This is a genomic window from Sulfitobacter sp. SK012, assembly GCF_003352085.1.
Classification (GTDB): Bacteria; Pseudomonadota; Alphaproteobacteria; order Rhodobacterales; family Rhodobacteraceae; genus Sulfitobacter.
The window spans coordinates 2,879,004-2,899,993 of sequence record NZ_CP025804.1 but is presented as its reverse complement, the minus strand read 5'-3'; the positions used below and the strand labels follow the sequence as shown (position 1 = coordinate 2,899,993).

General features: G+C 57.1%; 29 protein-coding genes. 24 read left to right on the top strand and 5 right to left on the bottom strand.

The features are described from left to right. Positions 1-26: 26 nt before the first annotated feature. The 4 genes from C1J03_RS14180 to rpsF form a co-directional block, all read right to left on the bottom strand. A complete protein-coding gene (locus C1J03_RS14180) occupies positions 27-500 on the bottom strand; it encodes a transglycosylase SLT domain-containing protein (RefSeq protein WP_114889014.1) in 474 nt (157 codons plus the stop codon). 248 nt (positions 501-748) lie between these two features. Next, entirely contained in the window at positions 749-1,396 is a 648-nt protein-coding gene (gene rplI, locus C1J03_RS14175; protein ID WP_114887190.1) for a 50S ribosomal protein L9, read from the bottom strand. Between the two features lie 11 nt (positions 1,397-1,407). Next, the gene (rpsR, locus tag C1J03_RS14170) at positions 1,408-1,635 is read right to left on the bottom strand and encodes a 30S ribosomal protein S18 (protein ID WP_028957713.1); all 228 of its coding nucleotides are present in this window, start codon (positions 1,633-1,635) and stop codon (positions 1,408-1,410) included. Positions 1,636-1,663: 28 nt separating this feature from the next. After that, on the bottom strand, positions 1,664-2,017 hold the full coding sequence (rpsF, locus tag C1J03_RS14165; protein WP_114887189.1) for a 30S ribosomal protein S6: 354 nt from the start codon (positions 2,015-2,017) through the stop codon (positions 1,664-1,666). Between the two features lie 296 nt (positions 2,018-2,313). Here rpsF and C1J03_RS14160 point away from each other — a divergent pair, with 296 nt between their 5' ends. The 3 genes from C1J03_RS14160 (at position 2,314) to C1J03_RS14150 (ending at position 4,402) form a co-directional block, all read left to right on the top strand. After that, positions 2,314-2,820, top strand: coding sequence for a hypothetical protein (locus C1J03_RS14160; RefSeq protein WP_114887188.1), 507 nt, complete (start codon positions 2,314-2,316; stop codon positions 2,818-2,820). A gap of 137 nt (positions 2,821-2,957) precedes the next feature. Beyond that, positions 2,958-3,500, top strand: coding sequence for a YceI family protein (locus C1J03_RS14155; RefSeq protein WP_441351141.1), 543 nt, complete (start codon positions 2,958-2,960; stop codon positions 3,498-3,500). A gap of 110 nt (positions 3,501-3,610) precedes the next feature. Continuing rightward, positions 3,611-4,402, top strand: a complete 792-nt coding sequence (locus tag C1J03_RS14150) for a hypothetical protein (protein ID WP_114887186.1) — start codon at positions 3,611-3,613, stop codon at positions 4,400-4,402. A gap of 10 nt (positions 4,403-4,412) precedes the next feature. On the opposite strand, the gene C1J03_RS14145 is transcribed toward C1J03_RS14150, so the two are convergent. Beyond that, the gene (locus C1J03_RS14145) at positions 4,413-5,612 is read right to left on the bottom strand and encodes a cytochrome b/b6 domain-containing protein (RefSeq protein ID WP_114887185.1); all 1,200 of its coding nucleotides are present in this window, start codon (positions 5,610-5,612) and stop codon (positions 4,413-4,415) included. 149 nt (positions 5,613-5,761) lie between these two features. Between C1J03_RS14145 and fabD the strand changes: the two genes are divergently transcribed. The 21 genes from fabD to C1J03_RS14040 all read left to right on the top strand — a co-directional run bounded on the left by fabD (position 5,762) and on the right by C1J03_RS14040 (position 20,975). Continuing rightward, positions 5,762-6,694 carry an ACP S-malonyltransferase gene (gene fabD / locus C1J03_RS14140; protein ID WP_114889013.1) on the top strand — a complete coding sequence of 311 codons (933 nt, stop codon included), beginning with the start codon at positions 5,762-5,764 and terminating at the stop codon, positions 6,692-6,694. A gap of 3 nt (positions 6,695-6,697) precedes the next feature. Next, a complete protein-coding gene (locus C1J03_RS14135; protein WP_114887184.1) occupies positions 6,698-7,279 on the top strand; it encodes an alpha/beta hydrolase in 582 nt (193 codons plus the stop codon). A 13-nt stretch (positions 7,280-7,292) separates the two neighbouring features. Continuing rightward, positions 7,293-8,030: a 3-oxoacyl-ACP reductase FabG gene (gene fabG, locus C1J03_RS14130; protein WP_114887183.1), complete on the top strand. Its 738-nt coding sequence runs from the start codon at positions 7,293-7,295 to the stop codon at positions 8,028-8,030. 208 nt (positions 8,031-8,238) lie between these two features. Next, entirely contained in the window at positions 8,239-8,472 is a 234-nt protein-coding gene (locus C1J03_RS14125; RefSeq protein WP_114889012.1) for an acyl carrier protein, read from the top strand. 163 nt (positions 8,473-8,635) lie between these two features. Next, a complete protein-coding gene (locus C1J03_RS14120; protein ID WP_114887182.1) occupies positions 8,636-9,169 on the top strand; it encodes a GNAT family N-acetyltransferase in 534 nt (177 codons plus the stop codon). A 107-nt stretch (positions 9,170-9,276) separates the two neighbouring features. Continuing rightward, a complete protein-coding gene (locus tag C1J03_RS14115) occupies positions 9,277-9,945 on the top strand; it encodes a YrbL family protein (RefSeq protein ID WP_114887181.1) in 669 nt (222 codons plus the stop codon). Positions 9,946-10,111: 166 nt separating this feature from the next. Further along, the gene (fabF, locus tag C1J03_RS14110) at positions 10,112-11,371 is read left to right on the top strand and encodes a beta-ketoacyl-ACP synthase II (RefSeq protein WP_114887180.1); all 1,260 of its coding nucleotides are present in this window, start codon (positions 10,112-10,114) and stop codon (positions 11,369-11,371) included. After that, positions 11,372-12,556 (top strand): endolytic transglycosylase MltG, encoded by a 1,185-nt coding sequence (mltG, locus tag C1J03_RS14105; RefSeq protein WP_114887179.1) that lies wholly within the window; start codon positions 11,372-11,374, stop codon positions 12,554-12,556. A 225-nt stretch (positions 12,557-12,781) separates the two neighbouring features. Next, complete coding sequence (locus tag C1J03_RS14100; RefSeq protein WP_254694045.1) at positions 12,782-13,102, top strand: hypothetical protein; 321 nt, start codon at positions 12,782-12,784, stop codon at positions 13,100-13,102. Continuing rightward, a complete protein-coding gene (locus tag C1J03_RS14095; protein WP_174234503.1) occupies positions 13,035-14,405 on the top strand; it encodes a terminase large subunit domain-containing protein in 1,371 nt (456 codons plus the stop codon). Before C1J03_RS14100 ends, C1J03_RS14095 begins: the two co-directional genes overlap by 68 nt. A 149-nt stretch (positions 14,406-14,554) precedes the next feature. Next, complete coding sequence (locus C1J03_RS14090; protein ID WP_114887176.1) at positions 14,555-15,733, top strand: phage portal protein; 1,179 nt, start codon at positions 14,555-14,557, stop codon at positions 15,731-15,733. Then, on the top strand, positions 15,726-15,950 hold the full coding sequence (locus C1J03_RS14085; RefSeq protein WP_114887175.1) for a GTA head formation protein, RCAP_rcc01685 family: 225 nt from the start codon (positions 15,726-15,728) through the stop codon (positions 15,948-15,950). The genes C1J03_RS14090 and C1J03_RS14085 overlap by 8 nt, the downstream gene beginning before the upstream one ends. Before the next feature lie 77 nt (positions 15,951-16,027). Then, positions 16,028-16,597 (top strand): HK97 family phage prohead protease, encoded by a 570-nt coding sequence (locus C1J03_RS14080; protein ID WP_441351140.1) that lies wholly within the window; start codon positions 16,028-16,030, stop codon positions 16,595-16,597. 50 nt (positions 16,598-16,647) lie between these two features. After that, positions 16,648-17,823 (top strand): phage major capsid protein, encoded by a 1,176-nt coding sequence (locus tag C1J03_RS14075; RefSeq protein WP_114887174.1) that lies wholly within the window; start codon positions 16,648-16,650, stop codon positions 17,821-17,823. 173 nt (positions 17,824-17,996) lie between these two features. Next, entirely contained in the window at positions 17,997-18,596 is a 600-nt protein-coding gene (locus C1J03_RS14070; RefSeq protein WP_114887173.1) for a head-tail connector protein, read from the top strand. Continuing rightward, the gene (locus C1J03_RS14065; RefSeq protein ID WP_114887172.1) at positions 18,593-18,931 is read left to right on the top strand and encodes a phage head closure protein; all 339 of its coding nucleotides are present in this window, start codon (positions 18,593-18,595) and stop codon (positions 18,929-18,931) included. Before C1J03_RS14070 ends, C1J03_RS14065 begins: the two co-directional genes overlap by 4 nt. Next, the gene (locus C1J03_RS14060) at positions 18,928-19,338 is read left to right on the top strand and encodes a DUF3168 domain-containing protein (protein WP_114887171.1); all 411 of its coding nucleotides are present in this window, start codon (positions 18,928-18,930) and stop codon (positions 19,336-19,338) included. Before C1J03_RS14065 ends, C1J03_RS14060 begins: the two co-directional genes overlap by 4 nt. 39 nt (positions 19,339-19,377) lie before the next feature. Further along, positions 19,378-19,806: a phage major tail protein, TP901-1 family gene (locus C1J03_RS14055; RefSeq protein WP_114887170.1), complete on the top strand. Its 429-nt coding sequence runs from the start codon at positions 19,378-19,380 to the stop codon at positions 19,804-19,806. Continuing rightward, entirely contained in the window at positions 19,806-20,120 is a 315-nt protein-coding gene (locus C1J03_RS14050) for a gene transfer agent family protein (protein WP_114887169.1), read from the top strand. The genes C1J03_RS14055 and C1J03_RS14050 overlap by 1 nt, the downstream gene beginning before the upstream one ends. Further along, positions 20,117-20,326 carry a rcc01693 family protein gene (locus C1J03_RS14045; RefSeq protein WP_162798542.1) on the top strand — a complete coding sequence of 70 codons (210 nt, stop codon included), beginning with the start codon at positions 20,117-20,119 and terminating at the stop codon, positions 20,324-20,326. Before C1J03_RS14050 ends, C1J03_RS14045 begins: the two co-directional genes overlap by 4 nt. Next, positions 20,313-20,975, top strand: a complete 663-nt coding sequence (locus C1J03_RS14040) for a phage tail tape measure protein (RefSeq protein WP_114887167.1) — start codon at positions 20,313-20,315, stop codon at positions 20,973-20,975. Before C1J03_RS14045 ends, C1J03_RS14040 begins: the two co-directional genes overlap by 14 nt. Positions 20,976-20,990: the final 15 nt, after the last annotated feature.

Here is a 20,990-nt window from a genome sequence, read left to right as displayed (position 1 = left end):
TGTGTGCTGGTGACGTAATTTGAATGTTAGCCGCTCCGTAGCCCTGTCTCAACCAGCATGCCGCGGCGTTTGGCTTCGAAATAGTATCCACGCGAATACCATTTAATCGCCGTGCTCTGATCGCCATCAGACAATAGCCACGCGCCGTAAAGATATTTTAGAGCGAATTCCAGGTTGGTGTCGGCATCCAACAGATCGTTTGGCTTGCCCATAAATCCCATGCTGCGTGCCGTAGCGGGCAGGATTTGCAACAGCCCATAGTAGGGGCCATTGCGTGCCTTTGGGTTATGGGTGCTTTCGCGGATCGCAAGCCGATGCACCAACGAGCGCGGCAGTTCATAGTGATCTGCCCAGAAGTTAATCTGCATACGCAGCTCTGGCGTCTCGTTGGGGTAAAGCGGCGGCTCGAGCGGTTTTACATCTGGCTTGGGGGATGCATTGCAGCCTGTCAGTGCGGCACCGGCAAGCAAGATAATTGAACGGCGGTTAAACAGGGGCATGGCGCATTCCAGATGTTGTTTCATCGTAGGGATACGCCAGCAGGCGATATAGCGCGCGGACAATCGGCAACCGGCTGCATGTGATGGCGGGAAATCGCTTTTAAGGGCCGCGAGACCTTGCGGCAAAGTCACCCAAGCAGGGAGGTGCAACGGTTCGGGCAAGGTCTTAACCATACACGCAAGATTTTGGACAAAAAAAACGCCGCGCAATATATGCGCGGCGTTTCAATTTTTAGACTGTCGCGGGCTTAGCGGCCTGCGGTGTCGTCCTGATCGTCAGACGCGGCTGCGTCACCTGCGTCAGAGGATACAGATGAGGCCAGATCGTCGTCCTCAGATGCCGCAGCACCGATATCGTCGAACAGTTCTGCAATCTCGAATTCCGCGGCCGCTTCTTCTTCGGCTGCGAGTTCTTGGATCGACTTGCCAGATGCCTGCAGTTCTGCCTCTTCGGTAGAACGTGCAACATTCAAACAAATGGTTGCTTCGACTTCGGGGTGCAGCACCACAGAAACGTCGTGCACGCCGAGATATTTGATCGGCGACAGCAAAACGACTTGCTTGCGGTCTACGGTAAAGCCTTCGGCGGTTGCGGCTTCGGATGCGTCACGGGTTGTGACGGAACCATAAAGCGCGCCCGCATCAGAAGCGGAACGAATCACGATGAACTGCTGTCCATCAAGTTTCGCGGCCATCTGTTCGGCTTCTTTTTTGGTCTCGAGGTTTTGGGCCTCAAGTTGCGATTTGCGACCTGCGAAGGCTTCGATGTTGGCTTTTGAGGCCGACAGCGCTTTGCCTTGTGGCAGCAGATAGTTGCGCGCAAAGCCAGGCTTTACGTCCACGACTTCGCCCATCTGGCCAAGCTTGGCAACGCGTTGAAGTAGGATAACGTGCATGTGCTTTCTCCTTACTTGACGGCGTAGGGCAGCAACGCGAGGAAGCGTGCGCGTTTGATGGCACGTGCCAACTCGCGTTGCTTTTTCGCGGAAACCGCTGTGATACGGGATGGCACGATCTTGCCACGCTCAGAGATGTAGCGTTGCAGCAGACGCGTGTCCTTATAGTCGATCGCCGGTGCGTTCTCACCCGAGAAGGGGCAGACCTTGCGACGGCGGAAAAATGGTTTTGCAGCCATGGTTTATGTCCTTTTCTTCAAGCTGAAATCAACGACGTTCACGGCGCTCAGGGCGCTCGTCACGTTTTTGCATTTGAACCGACGGCAGTTCTTTGTGTGCATCGACCTTGATGGTCAGCACACGCATAACGTCGTCATGCAAGCGCATCAGGCGTTCCATTTCTTGCACGGCCGTCGCAGGGGCGTCCGAGCGCAGAAAGGCATAGTGGCCCTTGCGGTTTTTGTTGATTTTGTAGGCCATCGTTTTGACGCCCCAGTACTCGTGATCCACGAGTGACCCGCCGTTGTCGGACAGGACAGTGCCAAAATGTTCGATAAGGCCTTCGGCTTGCGTGTTGGACAAATCCTGACGCGCAATCATGACATGCTCATATAGCGGCATGCGTACTCCAGTTTATATCAAGGCGCATTTCAAAGGCGGGGCAGTGATCCTTTTGCGGCCCCCCCACGAGAGACTGCGCGGTTCATAGTAAGTGCAAAAGGAAGCGCCGATATACACTGATTTGGGCCCGGGGCAAGCAGCGATCATCAAGTGGCGGCTGTAGAGAGGTAAATGGAGCGTAACGCGGTCGGGGAATTCAACTTATGCGATAATATCTCAGTTGCGTCGCGGACGCGCCGCTTTCCCGCCATGATTGAATAGGAAGTTATTAATAAGTGTGAACAAGGAACAACACAATGACATCAGCCACCAACCAGACCCGCAATTCCTCTTTGATTGCGCCAACAGCGCCGTTTTGGGAACATGCGGGGACAGTGGTGCGGGGGCTGCAACGTGGCGTGGCACTTGGCCTCGTGGTTCTGGCGCTTACCTTTTGGCTGGCACCTGGCGCGAGTTGGGAAAGTGACATCATGTTGTTTAAGCTGGCCTTGTCAGCCACCGCAGCGCTTGCAGGGGGCATTATCTTTTATGCGAGCCGCAACCCGGCCATCCCCACAGCCGAAGTTGATGTGGATGCTTCCGAGGTTCGCATGATGCACGTGCCGCGTTTTGGCCAACCTGCGCTGATTGAACGTATCCGCTTTTGTGATCTGGGCCGTGCCATACAGCGCGATGGTCAAATTCGGTTGCGTAGTAGCGAAGGCGAAACCCTTGCGGAGCTGTGCGCGCAACATGCAAATGTCCGCAGCAGCCTGATCCCGGCGCTGCGCAACGTTGGGAAGCTACCTGCGCTTACTACCTAAAAATCCGCACTGTTCAAAAATGCGCACATGCTGTTGATCCTTGCAGAATTGCTGTTCGCGACTTCATAGCCACTTATCCGAGTATGTTAATCAACACCCGGAGTTACCCTTTGAAATCTTTCATTATTGCCGCCCTCATGTCCGCTTCTGCAAGCATGGCAATGGCCGCTGAATCCTACACCCTTGACCCAAGCCACAGCCAAGTGGTTTTCTCGTATAACCACCTTGGTTATTCGAACACCTACGGCATGTTCTCTGGCTTTGAAGGCGAGATTTCCTTTGATCAAGAAGACCCTTCGAAATCTTCCGTGAACGTGTCGATGCCTGTGAAGTCGATGTTCACAGGTTGGGAAAATCGCGAAGGTCACTTTATGTCCGGCGATTTCTTTGGTGCGGAAGACGGTGACATGATCACGTTTACCTCAACCGGGATCGAAGTGACGGGTGAAAATACTGCTAAAATTACCGGCGATCTGACGATGAACGACGTGACGAAATCGGTCGTTCTGGATGCGACACTGAACCAGGTTGGAGATCATCCGCAGGCAGGCAAGCCGTGGGCTGGGTTCGATGCGACGGCGACGTTGCTGCGCTCGGATTACAACCTTGGTGCCTTTGCGCCTTACGTCAGCGACGAAGTTGAGGTGAAAATCTCAATCGAGGCGATGAAAGCCGGATAAATTCGTCCAGCGGATTTCTAAGACAGCTTGGCTTCAAAAATGCCCGTCAGAGTAATTCTCTGGCGGGTTTCTTATGTTATCAGCCTTGGAGGCAACATCGGAGCGGGCATATGACGGAATTTATCGGGACGCAGAATGCGGTAGCTCTTCAAAGGCGCTTGCAAGCCCGGCAGGCGACCATCGCTGCCAACCCGGATTTGGTAAATGGGGGGCGTATCCTGCATTTTCTCGACCCTGACAAAACCGGATGGGACAATGTGCGCGCGTTTGCCCAAGAAGACAGGCTGGCGGGCTTTGCGGTGATGGACCGGCAAAAGGCAGTTGATCTGGTGCACAGTCATCTTGGTGCGGAATGGAAAACCCCGGCTTGGCGCGTATTTATTGGCGGCCAAGACCCGGTCTTGTCGGCTTGCACAGCCGCAATTGACAAAATTCAATTGCCAGATGGGTGGAGCTTCACGTTCCATGATTGTCCTTCAGACGAAGAAATCGCCCAAGTTCAGGCCTTAAATGAAGCCACCGGGGTATCGCCTTATCCCGCGTATTATATGCGCTCCGAAGCGGTGCCCGTGCTAACCACCTGTATCCGCGACGCAAGCGGGGTGTTGATGGCCGCCGCATCGGTCGCTGATCGCTATCACACCGACTGCAGATTGGCGCATCATGCCTTTGCGGGCATGGTTTCGGTGTCCGAAAGGATGCAGGGCCGCGGTATCGGCAAAGTGGTGAATGCGCTGGCCCTGCGCGAGAGCCATGCGCGGTTCGGCTGGACCCATGCAACCGAACAAGCCGCCCAAGACAACCCCGCGTCTGCGGCGATGGTTACGGCGTGCGGATTGGATCATAGCCAAGATTTGTGGACGGTGGTCGCGATAAATTCAGGCGAGAGTTTCTCGCGCTGATCTGACGGTGCTACTGCGCCTGCGTTGCAGTCAGTGCGATCACAACATTCACCGCAAAAGCGAGCGAGCTTTCATCCGCCATATTATCGCCGATGCTAAAATCGCGCCGATCAAGCGTCACACGGCCCAACATATCTGCGTTGCTCTCAGTAATCGTCAGTGCAAAGGGCAGGATCAGCGGAATGGATTTATCCCTGATCGTCAGAGTGCCAACGGCCTCAAACCCGTCAGATGCGTGCATAATATCGCCGGCAAATACGGCCGTGGGAAAGGTCGTAGCGTCAAAGAAATCGGCGCCTAACGCTTGCGATGTGACAGAGCCGAGGATCAGAGATGGGATTGATATTGTCGCCTCTACTGTGCCAGCTTTGCCTGTCTGGGTGGTTTCATCAAAGCTGATCGTGGCGGTCCAGTCGGCAAAGCTACCTTCAACCACTGTTCCAAACTGCGTGACTTTGATCGCAATGCTGCCGTCCTCAACGGTCCAGTCAGACGCGACATCCTCCAACACCAAAGCCACCGGCGCGGCTCCGTGAGCGTGGTAGACCCCAAGCGCGCCACCTAGCCCCAAAGCGGCTGCCCAGATGACCAAGGCGCTGATCAGGGGTGCCGTGCTGTGATGCGGAGCATCAAGAGAGGGCAGGGCCGGATGGCCCGGCAGCATCCGCCGCAATGTCGCGTCCTTGTCGATGACGTGATGCTTTAGCGCACCGCCGATATGGGCAAGGATTGTGATGACCATCACTTTGGTAAAGACGGAATGCAGCCCTGCGGTTATCGCGGCCAAAGTTCCGGATTTTGGCACCAAGGGCAGACCTTGTCCCAGGGGCCACCAAATCGGGGCAAAGCCGGAAGTCGCGGCGTGGTGTATCCAGCCAGACATGGGGGCCAAAACCAGCGAACCATAAAGCAACCAATGCGCCGTTTCCGCGGCCCAGCTTTCGATCTTGTGATCGGCGTTCAGCAGTGCGGGTTTGGGTTGGGTGATCGCCCAGAGGATGCGCAGCAGGGCCACAAAAAATACCGTAACCCCCAGCGTTTTATGGAGCGAAAACAACCACGCTTTGGTCGTGAGCTGTTCGCCCGTCTCGTACGGCAACCGGTTGGCGATCAACGCCACAGGGATCAGCGTAAGAATCAAAAGGGCGGTCAGCCAATGAAAGGTTTTGGCAACGCCGCCATAGCGGGTACCGGTGTTCGAAAGGGGCATCTTGCGTCTCCGCGAATTGATCTGTGTTTGCCAACATAACCGGGGGGCTGCTGCTCACAATCGCAATCGATGCACAGCCTGCGTGCATACTTGTTCGCGGCCCCTACGGCGGGTACACCGGGCAGCAACAAAAACGTAAAGGGATCCCCATGAGCATCGCATTCGTATTTCCAGGGCAGGGCGCACAGACCATTGGCATGGGCCGCGATTTGGCTGAGGCCTATCCGGCGGCTAAGGCGGTTTTCGACGAGGTCGACGACGCGTTGGGCGAAAAGCTGAGTGAGATGATCTGGGACGGCGACATCGAGACGCTGACGTTGACGCAAAACGCGCAGCCCGCGTTGATGGCCACATCCATGGCTGCGATGCGCGCGCTTGAGGCCGAAGGGCTTGGCATTGACCGCGCGGCATATGTGGCAGGCCACAGCTTGGGCGAATATTCCGCGCTCTGTGCGGCGGGATCAATCAGTATTGCTGATGCCGCGCGTCTGTTGCGCATCCGGGGCCGCGCAATGCAGGCTGCTGTGCCCGTCGGCGAAGGGGCGATGGCAGCGCTTTTGGGTCTAAGCTTTGAGCAGGCAGAGAAAGTAGCGCAGGACGCCGCTCAAGGCGAAGTTTGCGAACTGGCCAATGAAAACGATCCGGCGCAAAACGTCGTGTCGGGTCACAAGGCGGCGGTGGAACGCGCGGTTGTTCTGGCAAAAGAAGCCGGAGCCAAACGTGCGCTTTTGCTGCCCGTATCTGCACCGTTTCATTGCGCGCTGATGGCACCTGCGGCGACAGAAATGGCCCGGGCGCTGGGTGAGGTTGAATTCAACGACCCTGCTGTTCCGTTGGTGGCAAATGTTTTGGCGACAGGCGTTAGCGACAGCGTGCAAATTCGCGGATTGCTTGTCGATCAGGTGACCGGACAGGTCCGTTGGCGGACGTCTGTTGAGTGGATGGTTAGCCAGGGCGTGACCGAATTTTGGGAAATAGGCGCGGGCAAAGCGCTGTCGGGCATGATCCGGCGCATCCACAAAGAGGCCACACTGCGCAACATCGGCGGCTCCGCGGATGTTGTATCGGCGAAAGACGCTTAATCCATGATGCAGCGCCGAACGCTATTGCTGGGCACCATTGCGCTGCTTTCTAGCTGTGGCATTGCGGGCAACCTGCGCCAAGGGTTGGATTTTACGGTTGTACGCGACCGGTTGTTGGTGCGCGGTGTGATAACGTCTCGCTCTCCCGCGGCGTTTGAAGATGTTTTGGCACAGAACCCTCAGATTCGCACCATTGTTCTCCAAATCGTCGAAGGATCGCTTGATGATGAGGCGATGATTCGTATGGGGTATGCCATCCGCGACCGGGGATTGGACACGGCGTTGCAAAGCGACAGTGGCATATATTCTGGTGCAGTTGATCTGTATCTGGCCGGCGTGAGGCGCAGTATGGTTGTGGGCGCCGAGATCGGTGTGCACAGTTGGGCTGACGGTTTTGGGGAAGGGTCGAGCTATCCTAGGGACGCAGTAGAGCACCGGTTGAATGCACAATACACCACTGACATGCTGGGCAGCGATGCTTTTTATTGGTTCACGTTGCAAGCAGCACCGTCAGACGAGATTTACATCATGTCACGTGATGAGATTATTGAATTTGGGTTGGTGACGGACGTCATCGATTTATAAGAAGGGAATACATATGTTTGATCTTACAGGGAAAAATGCGCTGGTTACGGGTGCTTCAGGGGGCATCGGAGCGGGTATTGCACGGATGTTGCACGCCCAAGGTGCTGCGGTTGGCCTTTCGGGGACGCGGACCGAACCGCTTGAGGCGCTGGCCGCTGAGCTTGGGGAACGCAGCCATGTCTTGCCCTGCAACCTAAGTGATATGGCCGCTGTTGAAGCGCTTCCCAAGCAAGCTGCTGAGGCAATGGGGTCGGTTGATATTCTGGTCAACAATGCTGGCATCACCCGCGACAACCTTTTTATGCGGATGTCTGACGAGGAATGGCAGTCGGTGATGGACGTCAACCTGACTGCGACCTTTAAGCTGTGTAAGGGCGTGATGCGCGGAATGATGAAGGCGCGTTGGGGTCGGATCGTGAATATCTCTAGCATCGTGGGAGCCACGGGCAACCCCGGTCAGGCGAATTATGCGGCGTCCAAAGCGGGGATGATTGGCATGTCCAAATCGCTTGCCTACGAAGTTGCAAGTCGTGGCATTACAGTTAATGCTGTGGCCCCCGGGTTCATCGCTACGGCCATGACAGATAAGCTGACAGACGACCAAAAGGCTGGAATCATGGGGCAAATTCCCGCTGGCCGCATGGGCGAGCCAAGTGAAATTGCATCTGCTGTGCTATATCTTGCGAGCACAGAGGCGGGGTATCTGACGGGAACCACCTTGCATGTAAACGGCGGTATGGCCATGTTGTAACGACGCGCTGCAAAGCGTTTGCGTTGCCCTGCGGTTATGCTAAAGGGAGCGATGATTACGAACCGGGACCGCTGGAAAGCGCCCCCATCTTTGTGAAGACAGAGAAAAGAGCCGCCCCTTTTGGGGTAAAATCCAACCGGGCCTCGCAAGAGGTACTGCGCGGAAATCAAGAGGGGCCGCAATGGCCCGAAGAGATGAGGACATAGATATGAGCGACGTCGCAGACCGCGTGAAAAAGATCGTTGTAGAGCACCTTGGTGTTGAAGAGGACAAAGTTATCGAGAACGCTTCGTTCATCGATGATCTGGGCGCAGACAGCCTCGACACGGTCGAGCTTGTGATGGCGTTCGAAGAAGAGTTCGGCATCGAAATTCCTGATGACGCCGCCGAAAACATCCAGACTTTTGGCGATGCGGTAAAGTTTATCAAAGAAGCCTCTTAAGGCACTCCGTCCGGTCCTGACCGGCGATAATTCTCTCAAACGGCGTCCTTCCCATGCGGAGAGACGCCGTTTTTGTTCGCGTCATGCGTGTGGGTGCTTGCCCTTGCTTGCTCTGTGCTACAAGGATGCTGCGTAGCAGCAATTCAATCCTGAAAGCCGGTCCATGTCGCGTACTATCCCAACCATCAATACTGCACGCGTAACCTTGCGCGGGATGCGTCCAGAAGACTTTGGGCGTTTCGCTCAAATTTGGTCAATGCCGGAGGTGGCGTCTCATATCACCGGCAAACCAAGGTCACGCAGCCGCAGCTGGGATGCGTTTTTGCGCAATGCTGGCCATTGGCAGATTTCAGGTTTTGGCCAATGGGCGGTGCAAATCCACGGCCAGCAACAGATGGCGGGGCAGGCGGGCTTCTTTTTCGCGGCGCGTGGGCTTGGTGAAGATTTCGACCCGTTCCCCGAGGCCGGTTGGGTGTTGGCCCCTGACAACCATGGCAAAGGGCTCGGGCTTGAAGCCGTGACGGCGGCACATGATTGGTTTGACCGTATCGTTGCGGGCCGAACCGTGTGCATGATCACGCCCGAAAACGAAAATTCCCTCCGATTGGCACAGGCGCTTGGATACAAGCTATTGCGCGAGGTCGAGGTGGACGGCAGCGCGGTCCTGTTGATGACCCGCAAAGGGCCACCGGTTTAATAATGTGCTGGAAAGTTGCTGGCTAAAATGCGGCTGCTTATGCCATATTTGAGGTCGCGGGTCACTTGATTGAGTATTGGGCGTCCGCCTTTTTGTAGGGGTAGACCTTGTCGCGTCAATATTCAAAGCAAACCATTGGTCTGGAACGTGAAAAGCCCGTGCGGGCAGGGTTCCACCGTTCCATATATGATGTTTCGGTCCTGCCTGAGGCGGTGTTGAAGGTGCCGCAATACGCAGCGCAAGATACCGTCTATGGCCCCTTCAAGCGAACCTTACGCCGCCTAAGCCCTGCGGGACGCTACCGGGTTCTGACCAAGGAAGCCTCGTTCCAAATGAATTTGGTTCTGCGCTACCCAAGGGAAGCGGACGCCTTGCCGATCCCAGAATTCCGCGGATTTGTTGCCACGAGCGAAGGTTTGGGTGCCTTGTGGCAGAAAATTACAGGGCTAGACGGTGCGTTGGGTGAAAACCTACGCGACATCGTAAAGGCGCGCGGTATCACCGATGTGCTGGAACCGCTGAACACCTTTGCTGTTGATATGTTTCGCTTTGGGATCGTGGCACCGGACCTGCATGCGGGCAATCTGGTGTTGGAGGAAAAGCCGCAACTGCGTCAGTTTTATCTGGTTGATGGTTTTGGGGATCGAAATGTTATCCCGTTAAGGTCGATGTCGCGTTGGGCCAATGACCGCTCGCTCAATGAGAAGTTAGCGAAGATGGGCCGCGAGGTTGGTGTGACGTGGCAAACAGAGGCACGGTGTTTTGTTTTGTTTTAAGTTTTTGGCAGGTGGGCTTTCGCCTGAGAGCATGGAGGGCTGAATGGCAAAGGATGGGCAGGAACCCGCGACTGATGCAGACCTGTGCGTTCCCTGTGCTCTTGAACTAGCTCCCCGCCACAAGGTATAGCGTACGAAAGCGATAAAAACACCAAGGGGCTTGGATATGCGCAGAGTAGTAGTGACAGGTTTGGGTCTTGTGACACCATTGGCAGATGGGGTCGAAGCGAGCTGGAGCCGTATCCTTGACGGGCAATCTGGTGCAGGGCCAATTACTGGGTTTGATCCCAGCAAGTTGGTTACGCAATATGCCTGCGAGGTCCCCTTGGGGGATGGCACGGATGGGACGTTCAATGCGAACACCTACATGGAGCCAAAAGAGCAGCGCAAGGTTGATACGTTTATCCTGTTCGGCATGGCAGCGGCCCAGCAGGCGGTCGAGGATTCTGGCTGGATGCCTGAGGATAAAGAGAGCCTTGAGCGCACCGGCGTTCTGATCGGTTCTGGTATTGGCGGGCTGAACTCTATTGCAAATACCGCCGTGATGATGGCCGAGAAGGGGCCGCGCCGCGTTAGCCCGTTCTTTGTGCCCGGTGCGCTGATCAATCTGATTTCGGGTCAGGTTTCGATCCGCTATGGCTTTAGGGGACCGAACCATTCTGTGGTCACGGCCTGTTCAACTGGGGCCCACGCAATTGGCGACGCGAGCCGTTTGATCATGCACGGCGATGCCGATGTGATGGTTGCGGGCGGGGCGGAAGCTGCGATTTGTGAGATTGGGATTGCCGGGTTCAATGCGTGCAAGGCCTTGAGCACCAAGCGCGGGGATGACCCTAAGAAAGCCAGCCGCCCTTATGACGCCGACCGTGATGGGTTTGTTATGGGCGAGGGCGCAGGGATTGTTGTGCTTGAAGAATATGAGCACGCAAAAGCGCGCGGTGCCAAAATTTACGCCGAAGTTCTGGGGTATGGCCTGTCAGGTGATGCCTACCACATCACGGCCCCGGCTGCGGACGGGGATGGCGCGGAGCGCTCTATGCGTGCAGCACTGAAGGGCGCTGGGCTTGAGCCAAAGGACCTTGATTACATCAATGCGCATGGCACATCGACCATGGCTGATACGATCGAACTGGGCGCCGTCGAGCGGATGATGGGGGAGCATGCGGGGGAGGTTACGATGTCATCGACTAAATCCGCCACTGGGCACCTCTTGGGTGCGGCTGGTGCGATTGAGGCGATCTTCTCGATCCTAGCGATCCGAGATCAGGTCGCCCCTCCAACGATCAACCTTGATAACATTGCTGTTGAGACAAAGATCGATTTGGCACCAAACAAGAAGGTCGAGCGCAAGATCGATATCGCACTTAGCAACTCTTTCGGATTTGGCGGAACCAATGCGAGCGTGCTTTTCGGAAAGGTCGGATAAATGTGGCGTCATATTGCGGCGAACGCCATAACATTTCTTGTAGTGGGTTTGTTCCTGCTGGGAGGGGTGATCCTTTGGGGACGCGCGCAATATGACACGCCAGGTCCGCTGACGCAGGCGATCTGTTTGCAAGTTGAACGCGGATCGAACATGCGCCGGGTAAGCTCTGACCTTGAGACACAAGGCGCAGTGAGTTCGGCAGCGATCTTTCGGCTTGGGGCAAATTACCAAGAAAAAACCGACCAGCTAAAGGCCGGTAGTTTTCTGGTGGAACCTGATGCGAGCATGGAAGACATCGTGGAGCAGATCACGCGCGGTGGTGCCAGCACATGCGGCACGGAGATCGTCTACCGCATTGGCGTGAACCGTGTGAGCGTGCAGGTTCGCGAGTTGAACCCAGCAACAAACCGGTTTGAGGAACGTGCACAGTTTACGCCCGGCGTGGACGAAGAGCCGGCAGTTTACAGTGAGACATTGGCCGAAAATGATACGCGCTTGCGTGTGGCGATGGCCGAAGGTGTTACAAGCTGGCAGGTCGTAGATGCGCTTAAGGGCCTGAGCATGATGCAAGGTGAAGTGACCGAGGTGCCTGCGGAAGGTTCGCTGGCACCTGACAGCTATGAAATCCGTCCCGGTGACAGCCGACCGGAGTTGCTGGCCAAGATGCAAGAAGCGCAAGAGCTGCTGTTGATGGTGGCATGGGAATCGCGCGATCCTGACCTGCCGATCGAAACGCCAGAAGAACTGTTGGTGCTGGCTTCTATTGTGGAAAAGGAAACTGGTGTTGCCAATGAACGGGGGCAGGTCGCAAGCGTCTTTGTGAACCGTCTGAACCAAGGCATGCGGCTTCAGACGGACCCTACGGTGATCTATGGCATCACAAGGGGCGAAGGCGTTTTGGGTAGAGGTTTGCGGCGCAGTGAGCTGCGAACGCGCACGGCCTACAACACCTATGTGATAGAGGGGCTGCCGCCGACCCCTATTGCCAATCCAGGTCGTGCCAGCCTGACAGCAGCAGCACAGCCTGATGAGACTGGGTTCATATTCTTTGTGGCTGATGGCACGGGCGGTCACGCGTTTGCGACGACACTTGCAGAGCATAACGAAAATGTCGTGCGTTGGCGCAAGATTGAGGCCGAGCGCGGTGCAGCTGCAGCGGGCAATGCATCGACAGGCGGCAACTAAGGCTGTGTGAAACTACAATTTCCTAGCGCGTTTGTTAGGTTTTTAGTAATGATCGTACGGCGTTAGAGGGAAGCGTTAACTCTCTTTTTCTTGACTTTTGGGACGGTCCAAGGTACAACTTGTGACATGCTAGAAGAAGTGGGCAATCGGCTCCGGGTTAAATCCCGGCAGCCGTTTTTTCATTTTTCTCGGTTGGGGGAGAACCAACGAGAGGTAAGAGCACCTATGACGATGATCACCCCGGAACAACAAACTGCCGAGAGTGCCGAAGTCTTTGAAGCGCTGAAAGAAGCAGTTCGCGATTTGCGTCGCGAAGTACAAGACCTGACTGATCAGGCGAAATCCGGGGAGGAACTCAAGGAAACTGCAGTGACGAAACCACTGGGTAAGATCCCCGGTTTGATCGCGCATTGCGCAAAAGCGGAGAACACATTGAATGACTGCCGAAACCGAGAAGCGGGAATTGCCCAAGGCGGGTATGCCCTTGATCTGTGCAAAGCCCGGGCTGACATCGGGCGCAAGTTGGATAAGCTCCGCGCCACCTGAGGATCAGGCCGCATTTCTGAACGATCTCGATGAGGGAGAGCTTCGCGCTCTCCCTTTTTTGTTTGAGTTCTGGTCGATGCCGCACCAGCTGCCCCCACAAGGCGATTGGCGGTCTTGGGTTATCATGGGGGGACGCGGGGCCGGAAAGACCCGTGCGGGGGCAGAATGGGTGCGCAGCATGGTCGAGGGGGCCAAGCCGCTTGATGCAGGCCGGTGCCGCCGTGTGGCGCTGGTGGGCGAGACCATTGAGCAAGTTCGCGAGGTCATGATTTTTGGGGATAGCGGGATTTTGGCCTGTTCGCCGGGTGACCGCCGTCCTGATTGGGAGGCAACAAGAAAGCGCCTGGTTTGGCCTAACGGTGCGATTGCCACGGTGCATTCGGCGCATGACCCCGAAGGGCTGCGCGGGCCGCAGTTTGACGCGGCCTGGGTCGATGAAATCGCCAAGTGGAAGAAATCGCAGGAAACGTGGGATATGCTGCAGTTTGCTTTGCGGTTGGGCGAGCATCCGCAGGTTTGTGTGACGACGACTCCGCGCAATGTGGGTGTGTTAAAGGAATTGCTGAAGTCGCCTTCAACGGTCACGACACATGCGCCAACGGAGGCGAATGCGGCCAATCTGGCAACGTCATTTTTGGATGAAGTGAGAGCGCGCTACCGGGGAACGCGGCTTGGGCGGCAAGAATTGGATGGGGTTTTGTTGGCGGATGCGGAAGGCGCGCTTTGGACCAGTGAAATGCTGGAAGGGTGCCGAATTCGCGATCTGCCTGACTCAGACCGCATCGTGGTGGCGGTTGACCCGGCCACGACCAGCGGCAAGCGGTCGGATGAATGCGGGATTGTAGTGGCCGGTGCCCAAACGCGCGGTGCGCCGCAAGATTGGAAAGCGTTTGTGCTGGCCGATTGCACGGTTCAGGGGGCAAGCCCGTCGGAATGGGCGCGGGCGGCGATTTCCGCGATGGAACTGTATGGTGCTGATCGGTTGGTGGCAGAGGTGAACCAAGGGGGGCAGATGGTGCAGGAGGTGATCCGGCAAATCGATCCACTGGTGCCTTACAAAGGCGTTCATGCATCACGGGGCAAGGTGGCGCGGGCGGAACCTGTGGCGGCGCTTTATGAGCAAGGGCGGGTGCGGCACGTGAGCGATCTACATACGCTGGAGGATCAGATGACGCGCATGACCGCGCGCGGCTATGAGGGCGGGGGCAGTCCTGACCGCGTGGATGCCTTGGTCTGGGCATTGCATGAGTTGATGATTGAACCGGCGGCCAAGTGGCGACAGCCGGGGGTGAGGTCTTTGTAGAGCGATTGATTAGGGGCCCTTCGGGGTCCCTTTTTCGTGCGGGGCCGGGGCAACGTACGGTCAGGTTTCGAGCCATTAAGACATTGGTGGCAAATTGATTTCCGAGCCGAGGGGCAGCCCGGTGACGGGCCTAGTGAAGGAGCGACGATATGGTGTTTGATTTTCTGCGGCGTGGGGCGGCGACTGAGGTACCTCAGGCCAAGGCATCGGCAACTGGGCCAGTCGTCGCCTATCAGACTTCGGGCCGTGTGGCTTGGAGCCCGCGTGACACGGCGTCATTGACGCGCACAGGTTTTGCCGGCAACCCAATCGGGTTTCGGTCAGTCAAATTGATCGCGGAAGCTGCGGCTGCTCTGCCGTTGGTATTGCAGGACGCGGATCGTCGGTATGATCATCACCCGCTGCTGGCATTGGTTGCGCGCCCCAATGGTGCGCAGGGCCGAGCCGAGCTGTTGGAGGCGCTTTATGCGCAGCTTTTGTTGACGGGCAACGGCTATGTTGAGGCGGTGGGCGGCGATGACGGTATGCCGGTGGAGTTGCATGTCTTGCGCTCTGATCGGATGTCGGTGGTGCCAGGTGCGGATGGCTGGCCGGTGGCGTATGAATACGCGGTTGGCGGGCGCAAGCATCGCTTTGATGCCACGTCAGATGTTTCGCCAATCTGCCATATCCGCAATTTTCATCCGCAGGACGACCATTATGGTTTCAGTCCTATGCAGGCCTGCGCGATGTCGCTGGATGTGCATAATTCCGCCAGCCAATGGTCAAAGGCGCTGCTGGACAATGCGGCACGGCCATCAGGAGCGATTGTCTATAAAGGTGCTGAGGGGCAGGGTAGTCTGAGCACCGATCAGTATGAGCGTCTGGTCAGTGAGATGGAGAGCCATCATCAAGGTGCGCGCAATGCGGGTCGGCCGATGCTGCTGGAAGGGGGTCTTGATTGGAAACCGATGGGATTCTCGCCCAGCGACATGGAGTTCCAAAAAACCAAGGAATCCGCTGCGCGTGAGATTGCGTTGGCCTTTGGGGTCCCGCCGATGCTGATCGGTATTCAAGGCGACGCGACTTACGCGAATTACCAAGAAGCACACCGGGCGTTTTACCGTCTGACTGTACTGCCATTGGCGACGCGTGTGGCGGCGGGGCTGGCGCATTGGTTGTCTGCCTTCAGTGGCGATGCGGTCGAGCTGAAGCCCGACCTGGATCAGGTGTCGGCCCTATCTGCGGAACGCGATGCGCAATGGGCGCGGGTGGCTCAGGCGGATTTCCTAACCGACGTTGAAAAGCGCAGCCTGTTGGGGCTGCCAGCGGTGGCGGCGGATGAGTGAGGGCGCGAAATATGAGCGGTTTGAATGTGCGCCGGGATTGCGGTTGCAGGCCCATGAACGGGTCAGTGAAATCCACCATGCCAATCTTATGCGCAGGCTCGACCGCGTTGAAATGATGATGGAGCGGGTGGAGAAACGCCTGTGGCTGGCGGTCTACGGCGTCGTCGCAGTGATCTTGGCGCAAGGGGCGCAATCGTTCATGGCCGTCACCCCGTAACGAGACGATTTTCAAAGGAGAGCCTCATGGAGATGAGCAGGATTGACCTCGGTTTAGTGCCGGGGACCAAGGAAGTTATGTCAGCCACAATGCAAGCAGGCACGCAGGGACTTGAGCATAAGTTTTCTCGTTTTGGCACGACGGTCAAGGTCGATGGTGGCACCGAAATCAGCGGTTACGCAAGCCTGTTTGGCGATGTGGATCAGGGTGGTGACGTGGTTGAGGCCGGCGCTTACGGCGCATCGCTTGCGGGGCTCGCGGCTGCCGGACGCAGCGTCAAGATGTTGTGGCAGCATGATCCTGCACAGCCCATTGGAGTCTGGCAAGAGTTGCGCGAGGACGCCAAGGGGCTTTGGGTCAAGGGGCGCATCCTAGATACCGTCGCGCGAGGTCGCGAGGCTGCGGCGTTGATCGAAGCGGGAGCGATCGACGGGCTTAGCATCGGGTACCGTACCGTGAAGGCGGGCAAGAACACCAAGGGCCAGCGGCTCTTGCACGAACTGGAGCTTTGGGAGGTGTCGCTTGTGACTTTCCCGATGCTGCCCAGTGCGCGGGTTGGATCCAAGGGTGACGAACTGCACCTAGGGGACGCCTTGCGTGACATGGCGGCGGCCTTTGATGAGGCCCGCGCTGAGTTGGGGCGCTGAAGCGTGCCCCAGACCTTAACCAATCCATCAACCAATCGAGGGAAATGCACATGAGCAGAACCGAGACCAAAGGGCTGGGCAGTGACATGTCCCCAGCAGAGGAAGTGCGACGTGCCGTCACCGGGTTCGTCAGCGAATTCAAAGGCTTTCAGGCTGAAATCACAACTAAACTGCAACAAACAGAAGAGCGAATGACCATGTTGGACCGTAAATCGATGACCTCTGCGCGCACTCCTTTGGCGGGTGCAATGGATACAGGCGCACCGCATCAGAAAGCCTTTAACGCCTATGTGCGTTCTGGCGATGACGACGGCCTGCGCGGGCTGGACTTGGAAGGCAAATCGCTTTCCACGGCTGTGAATTCGGATGGGGGATATTTGGTTGATCCGCAAACCTCGGACCGTGTGAAATCTGTGCTGAATGCCACCGCATCGATCCGCGCAATTGCATCTGTCGTTCATGTTGAAGCGACGTCCTATGACGTGCTTGTGGATCACGGGGATGTCGGTGCGGGTTGGGCCACTGAGGCGTCCAACATCGGCGAGACGGACACCCCGCAGATCGACCGGATCACCGTGCAGCTACACGAGTTGAGCGCACTGCCCAAGGCGTCTCAGCGTCTGCTGGATGATGCCGCGTTTGACATCGAAGGCTGGCTGGCGGGCCGGATTGCAGACAAGTTCAGCCGCGCGGAGGCCGCGTCGTTCATCAATGGTGACGGTATCGACAAGCCGCACGGTTTCTTGTCGCATACATCTGTGGATAACGATGTGTGGGTCTGGGGCAACCTAGGCTATGTGCCGACGGGCGTAGCCGGCGAAGTGACACCGGATTCAATTGTTGATTTGGTCTATTCATTGGGGGCGCAGTACCGCGCGAATGCGACGTTTGTGATGAACTCCAAGACGGCGGGTGTTGTGCGCAAACTCAAGGATATGGATGGTCGCTTCTTGTGGTCTGACGGTTTGGCCCAAGGGGAGCCTGCACGTCTGATGGGCTATCCGGTGCTGGTTGCCGAAGACATGCCGGATGCGGGTACTGACACAATGTCGATCGCATTTGGTGATTTCGCCGCGGGTTATACCGTAGCTGAGCGTCCTGATCTGCGGATCCTGCGCGATCCCTTTAGCGCAAAGCCGCATGTGCTGTTTTATGCCACCAAACGCGTGGGGGGTGATGTCAGTGATTTTGCCGCGATCAAGTTGCTGAAATTCGGCACTGCCTAAACGGGGGTGACGATACGGGGGCTGGGACAACCGGCCCCCGGTTCGGGCGCGTACCAACAGACATTTGTATCGCCTAGCTGCTCCCCTCCGACCGAGCGATGCGGGTGGGTGCGCGCCCAGATACCGTCCGATGGGCCGGTGCCGGGGATGGAATTTTTCTGAGAGGATCAAAGATGTTGATCGAAGAGACAAGCGTGCCTGATGAGGCCTTGCCAGTGGAGGCGTTCAAATCGCATCTGCGTCTGGGCAGCGGCTTTGGTCAGGATGACGTACAGAATGAAGTTTTGCGCAGCTTCCTTCGTGCCGCGATGGCTTCCATTGAGGCGCGGACAAACAAGGCACTGATCGCGCGGAATTTTACCTGGACCGTGACCAAATGGGCCAACCCGGCAGCTCAAGCGTTGCCCGTGGCACCGGTGAATGCAATCATACGCATGTCTGTGGTTGCGCGGGACGGTAGCCAAACGGAGTTGAATCCTGAGGCTTATTGGCTTGATCGCGATGGGCATAATCCGAGATTGCGCCCAATAGCTGGCTGCCTTCCAGAACCTCCCTCAAATGGAGAGGTATCGGTGGTATTTGTCGCAGGCTTTGGTCCAGCTTGGAATGATTTGCCGAGCGACATGCAGCAAGCCGTTCTGATGCTTGCCGCGCACTATTACGAATACCGACATGATACCGCGTTGAGCCATGGATGTATGCCATTTGGCGTGACCAGCTTGATTGAGCGTTTTCGCGCCATGCGATTGGGACGGTCGGGGTCGGTGCAATGAGCAGTCCGCGATTGAACCGAAAGCTGGTGCTTGAAGCCCCTGAACGGGTCAGCGACGGGGCCGGTGGATTTAGCGAAGCCTGGGTCCCGTTGGGGATCTTGTGGGCAGATATCGCCACCCGAACAGGCCGTGAGACAGCACAATCAGGCGCTCCCGTAAGTCGGGTTGGGTACAAGATTGTGGTGCGCGGTACACCTTATGGTGCGCCAGATCGTCCTCTGCCGCAGCAGCGTTTTCGCGATGGTGCGCGGTTGTTCACCATACAAGCAGTGGCCGATCGCGATCCTGAGGGGCGCTATTTGACCTGCTTTGCCGAAGAGGAGGTGGTCGTATGAGCTATGCAATGGCGAGCGCGCTGCAAACGGCGGTGTTTGGGGCCTTAGCGAGCGATGTAGCGCTGGCCGGGTTGGTCGGCACAGCGATTTACGATGCGGTTCCTAGCGGTGCGTTGCCGGAGATTTATGTCCGTCTTGGCAGCGAAACAGTGACGGATGCGTCTGATGCCACGGGAGCGGGTGCAGTGCACCGCTTTACCGTGTCTGTCATCACCGCCAACCCTGGTTTTGCCAGCGCCAAGCTGGCGGCGGCGGCGGTCAGTGATGTTCTCCACAATGCGGACTTGGCGCTGAACCGGGGGCGGCTGGTGTCGCTTAGGTTTGATCGGGCGACCGCATCGCGCATCGACACAGCCAGCGCGAGGCAAATTGATCTGCGGTTCCGGGCACGGGTGCAAGACGACTAATTCCAACAGCTTTCGAGCAATTATCAGGAGTATCAAGACATGGCTGTTCAGGCAGGTAAGGACCTTTTGGTCAAAGTGGATATGACAAGTGGTGGTCAGTTTGAGACCATCGCAGGACTGCGCGCAACGCGGGTGAGTTTCAACGCGGAGACAGTGGATGTCACATCACTCGATAGCAGTGGCGGGTGGCGCGAGTTGCTGGCAGGTGCCGGCGTGAGGTCTGCGTCAATCAGCGGATCGGGCGTTTTTCGCGATGAAGGAACGGATGAACGCGCGCGGCAACTGTTCTTTGACGGGCTCACGCCAGATTTTCAGATCATCGTGCCGGATTTTGGCATCGTCGAGGGGCCCTTTCAGGTCACGGGACTTGAATACTCTGGTCAGTTAAATGGTGAGGCGACTTACGAATTGAGCCTCCAATCGGCGGGTCAGCTTGAGTTCACAGCAGATCCTGATCCGGTGATCTGATGGCCAATCCGTGGAGGGGAGAAGTCGCGCTGGTCGTGGATGGCGTGCGTTATAGCGCCAAGCTGACACTGGGTGCGTTGGTGGAGCTGGAAGCGGCGCTCGATGAGCCTTCGTTGGTGGCGCTGGTTGAGCGCTTTGAGGGGAACCGGTTCAGCAGCCGCGATGTGCTGGCGCTGCTTGGCGCAGGTTTGCGTGGAGGTGGTGCCGAAGTCAGCGAGCGCGCGCTGGCGCGGGCAGACATTGAGGGCGGCCCGATGGAGGCGGCCCGAATAGCCGCAGAACTGCTCGCACGGGCGTTCGTGGTACCGGAGTGAGCAGCTTTGATTGGCCGATACTCATGCGCGCAGGGTTGCGTGGGCTGGGAATTAGCCCGAGCGATTTTTGGGCGCTAACCCCCGCGGAACTGCAGATGATGCTGGGGGATGCAAAGGCAAATGCGCCGCTGTTGAGCGAAGGGCTGGACGCGCTAATGGCGGCGTATCCAGATCAAAAAATGGAGTTGGATGATGGCAGAAGATGACCGCTTTGACGCGTTGGAGGGCAACGCGGAGGGCCTGAATGAGACCTTGGCCACAACAAGTGTATTGGTTTCAGGATTTGACAGTGAGCTTCGCCGGATGCGGACGTCACTCGCGGCTACTGGCAAAGATGTTGGTACGTTGGAAAAGGGCCTCAGTAAAGGACTGCGGCGCGCTTTTGATGGCGTCGTTTTTGACGGGATGAAGATGTCTGATGCGTTGAGAAACGTAGCGGAGTCGCTTTCATCAACCGTCTATAACGCTGCGATGAAGCCGATCGCCAATCACATGGGTGGGTTGCTTAGCCAAGGAGTATCGGGGCTCGTGCAGGGAATTCTGCCCTTTGCCAATGGTGCGCCGTTCTCGCAGGGCAAAGTGATGCCATTTGCGCAAGGCGGCGTGGTCAGTAGCGCCACACATTTCGGCATGCGCGGCGGGCTTGGTGTGATGGGCGAAGCGGGACCCGAAGCGATCATGCCGTTAGCCCGAGGACCAGATGGCAAATTAGGTGTGCGCGGTGAGGGTGGGTCGGCACCGGCGACGGTAGTCATGAACATCACAACGCCGGATGTGCAGGGGTTTCAACGCTCACAAGCGCAAATTGCTTCTCAAATGAGTCGTGCGTTGAGCGCCGGCAACCGCAACCGCTAAGCAAGGAGAGACGCG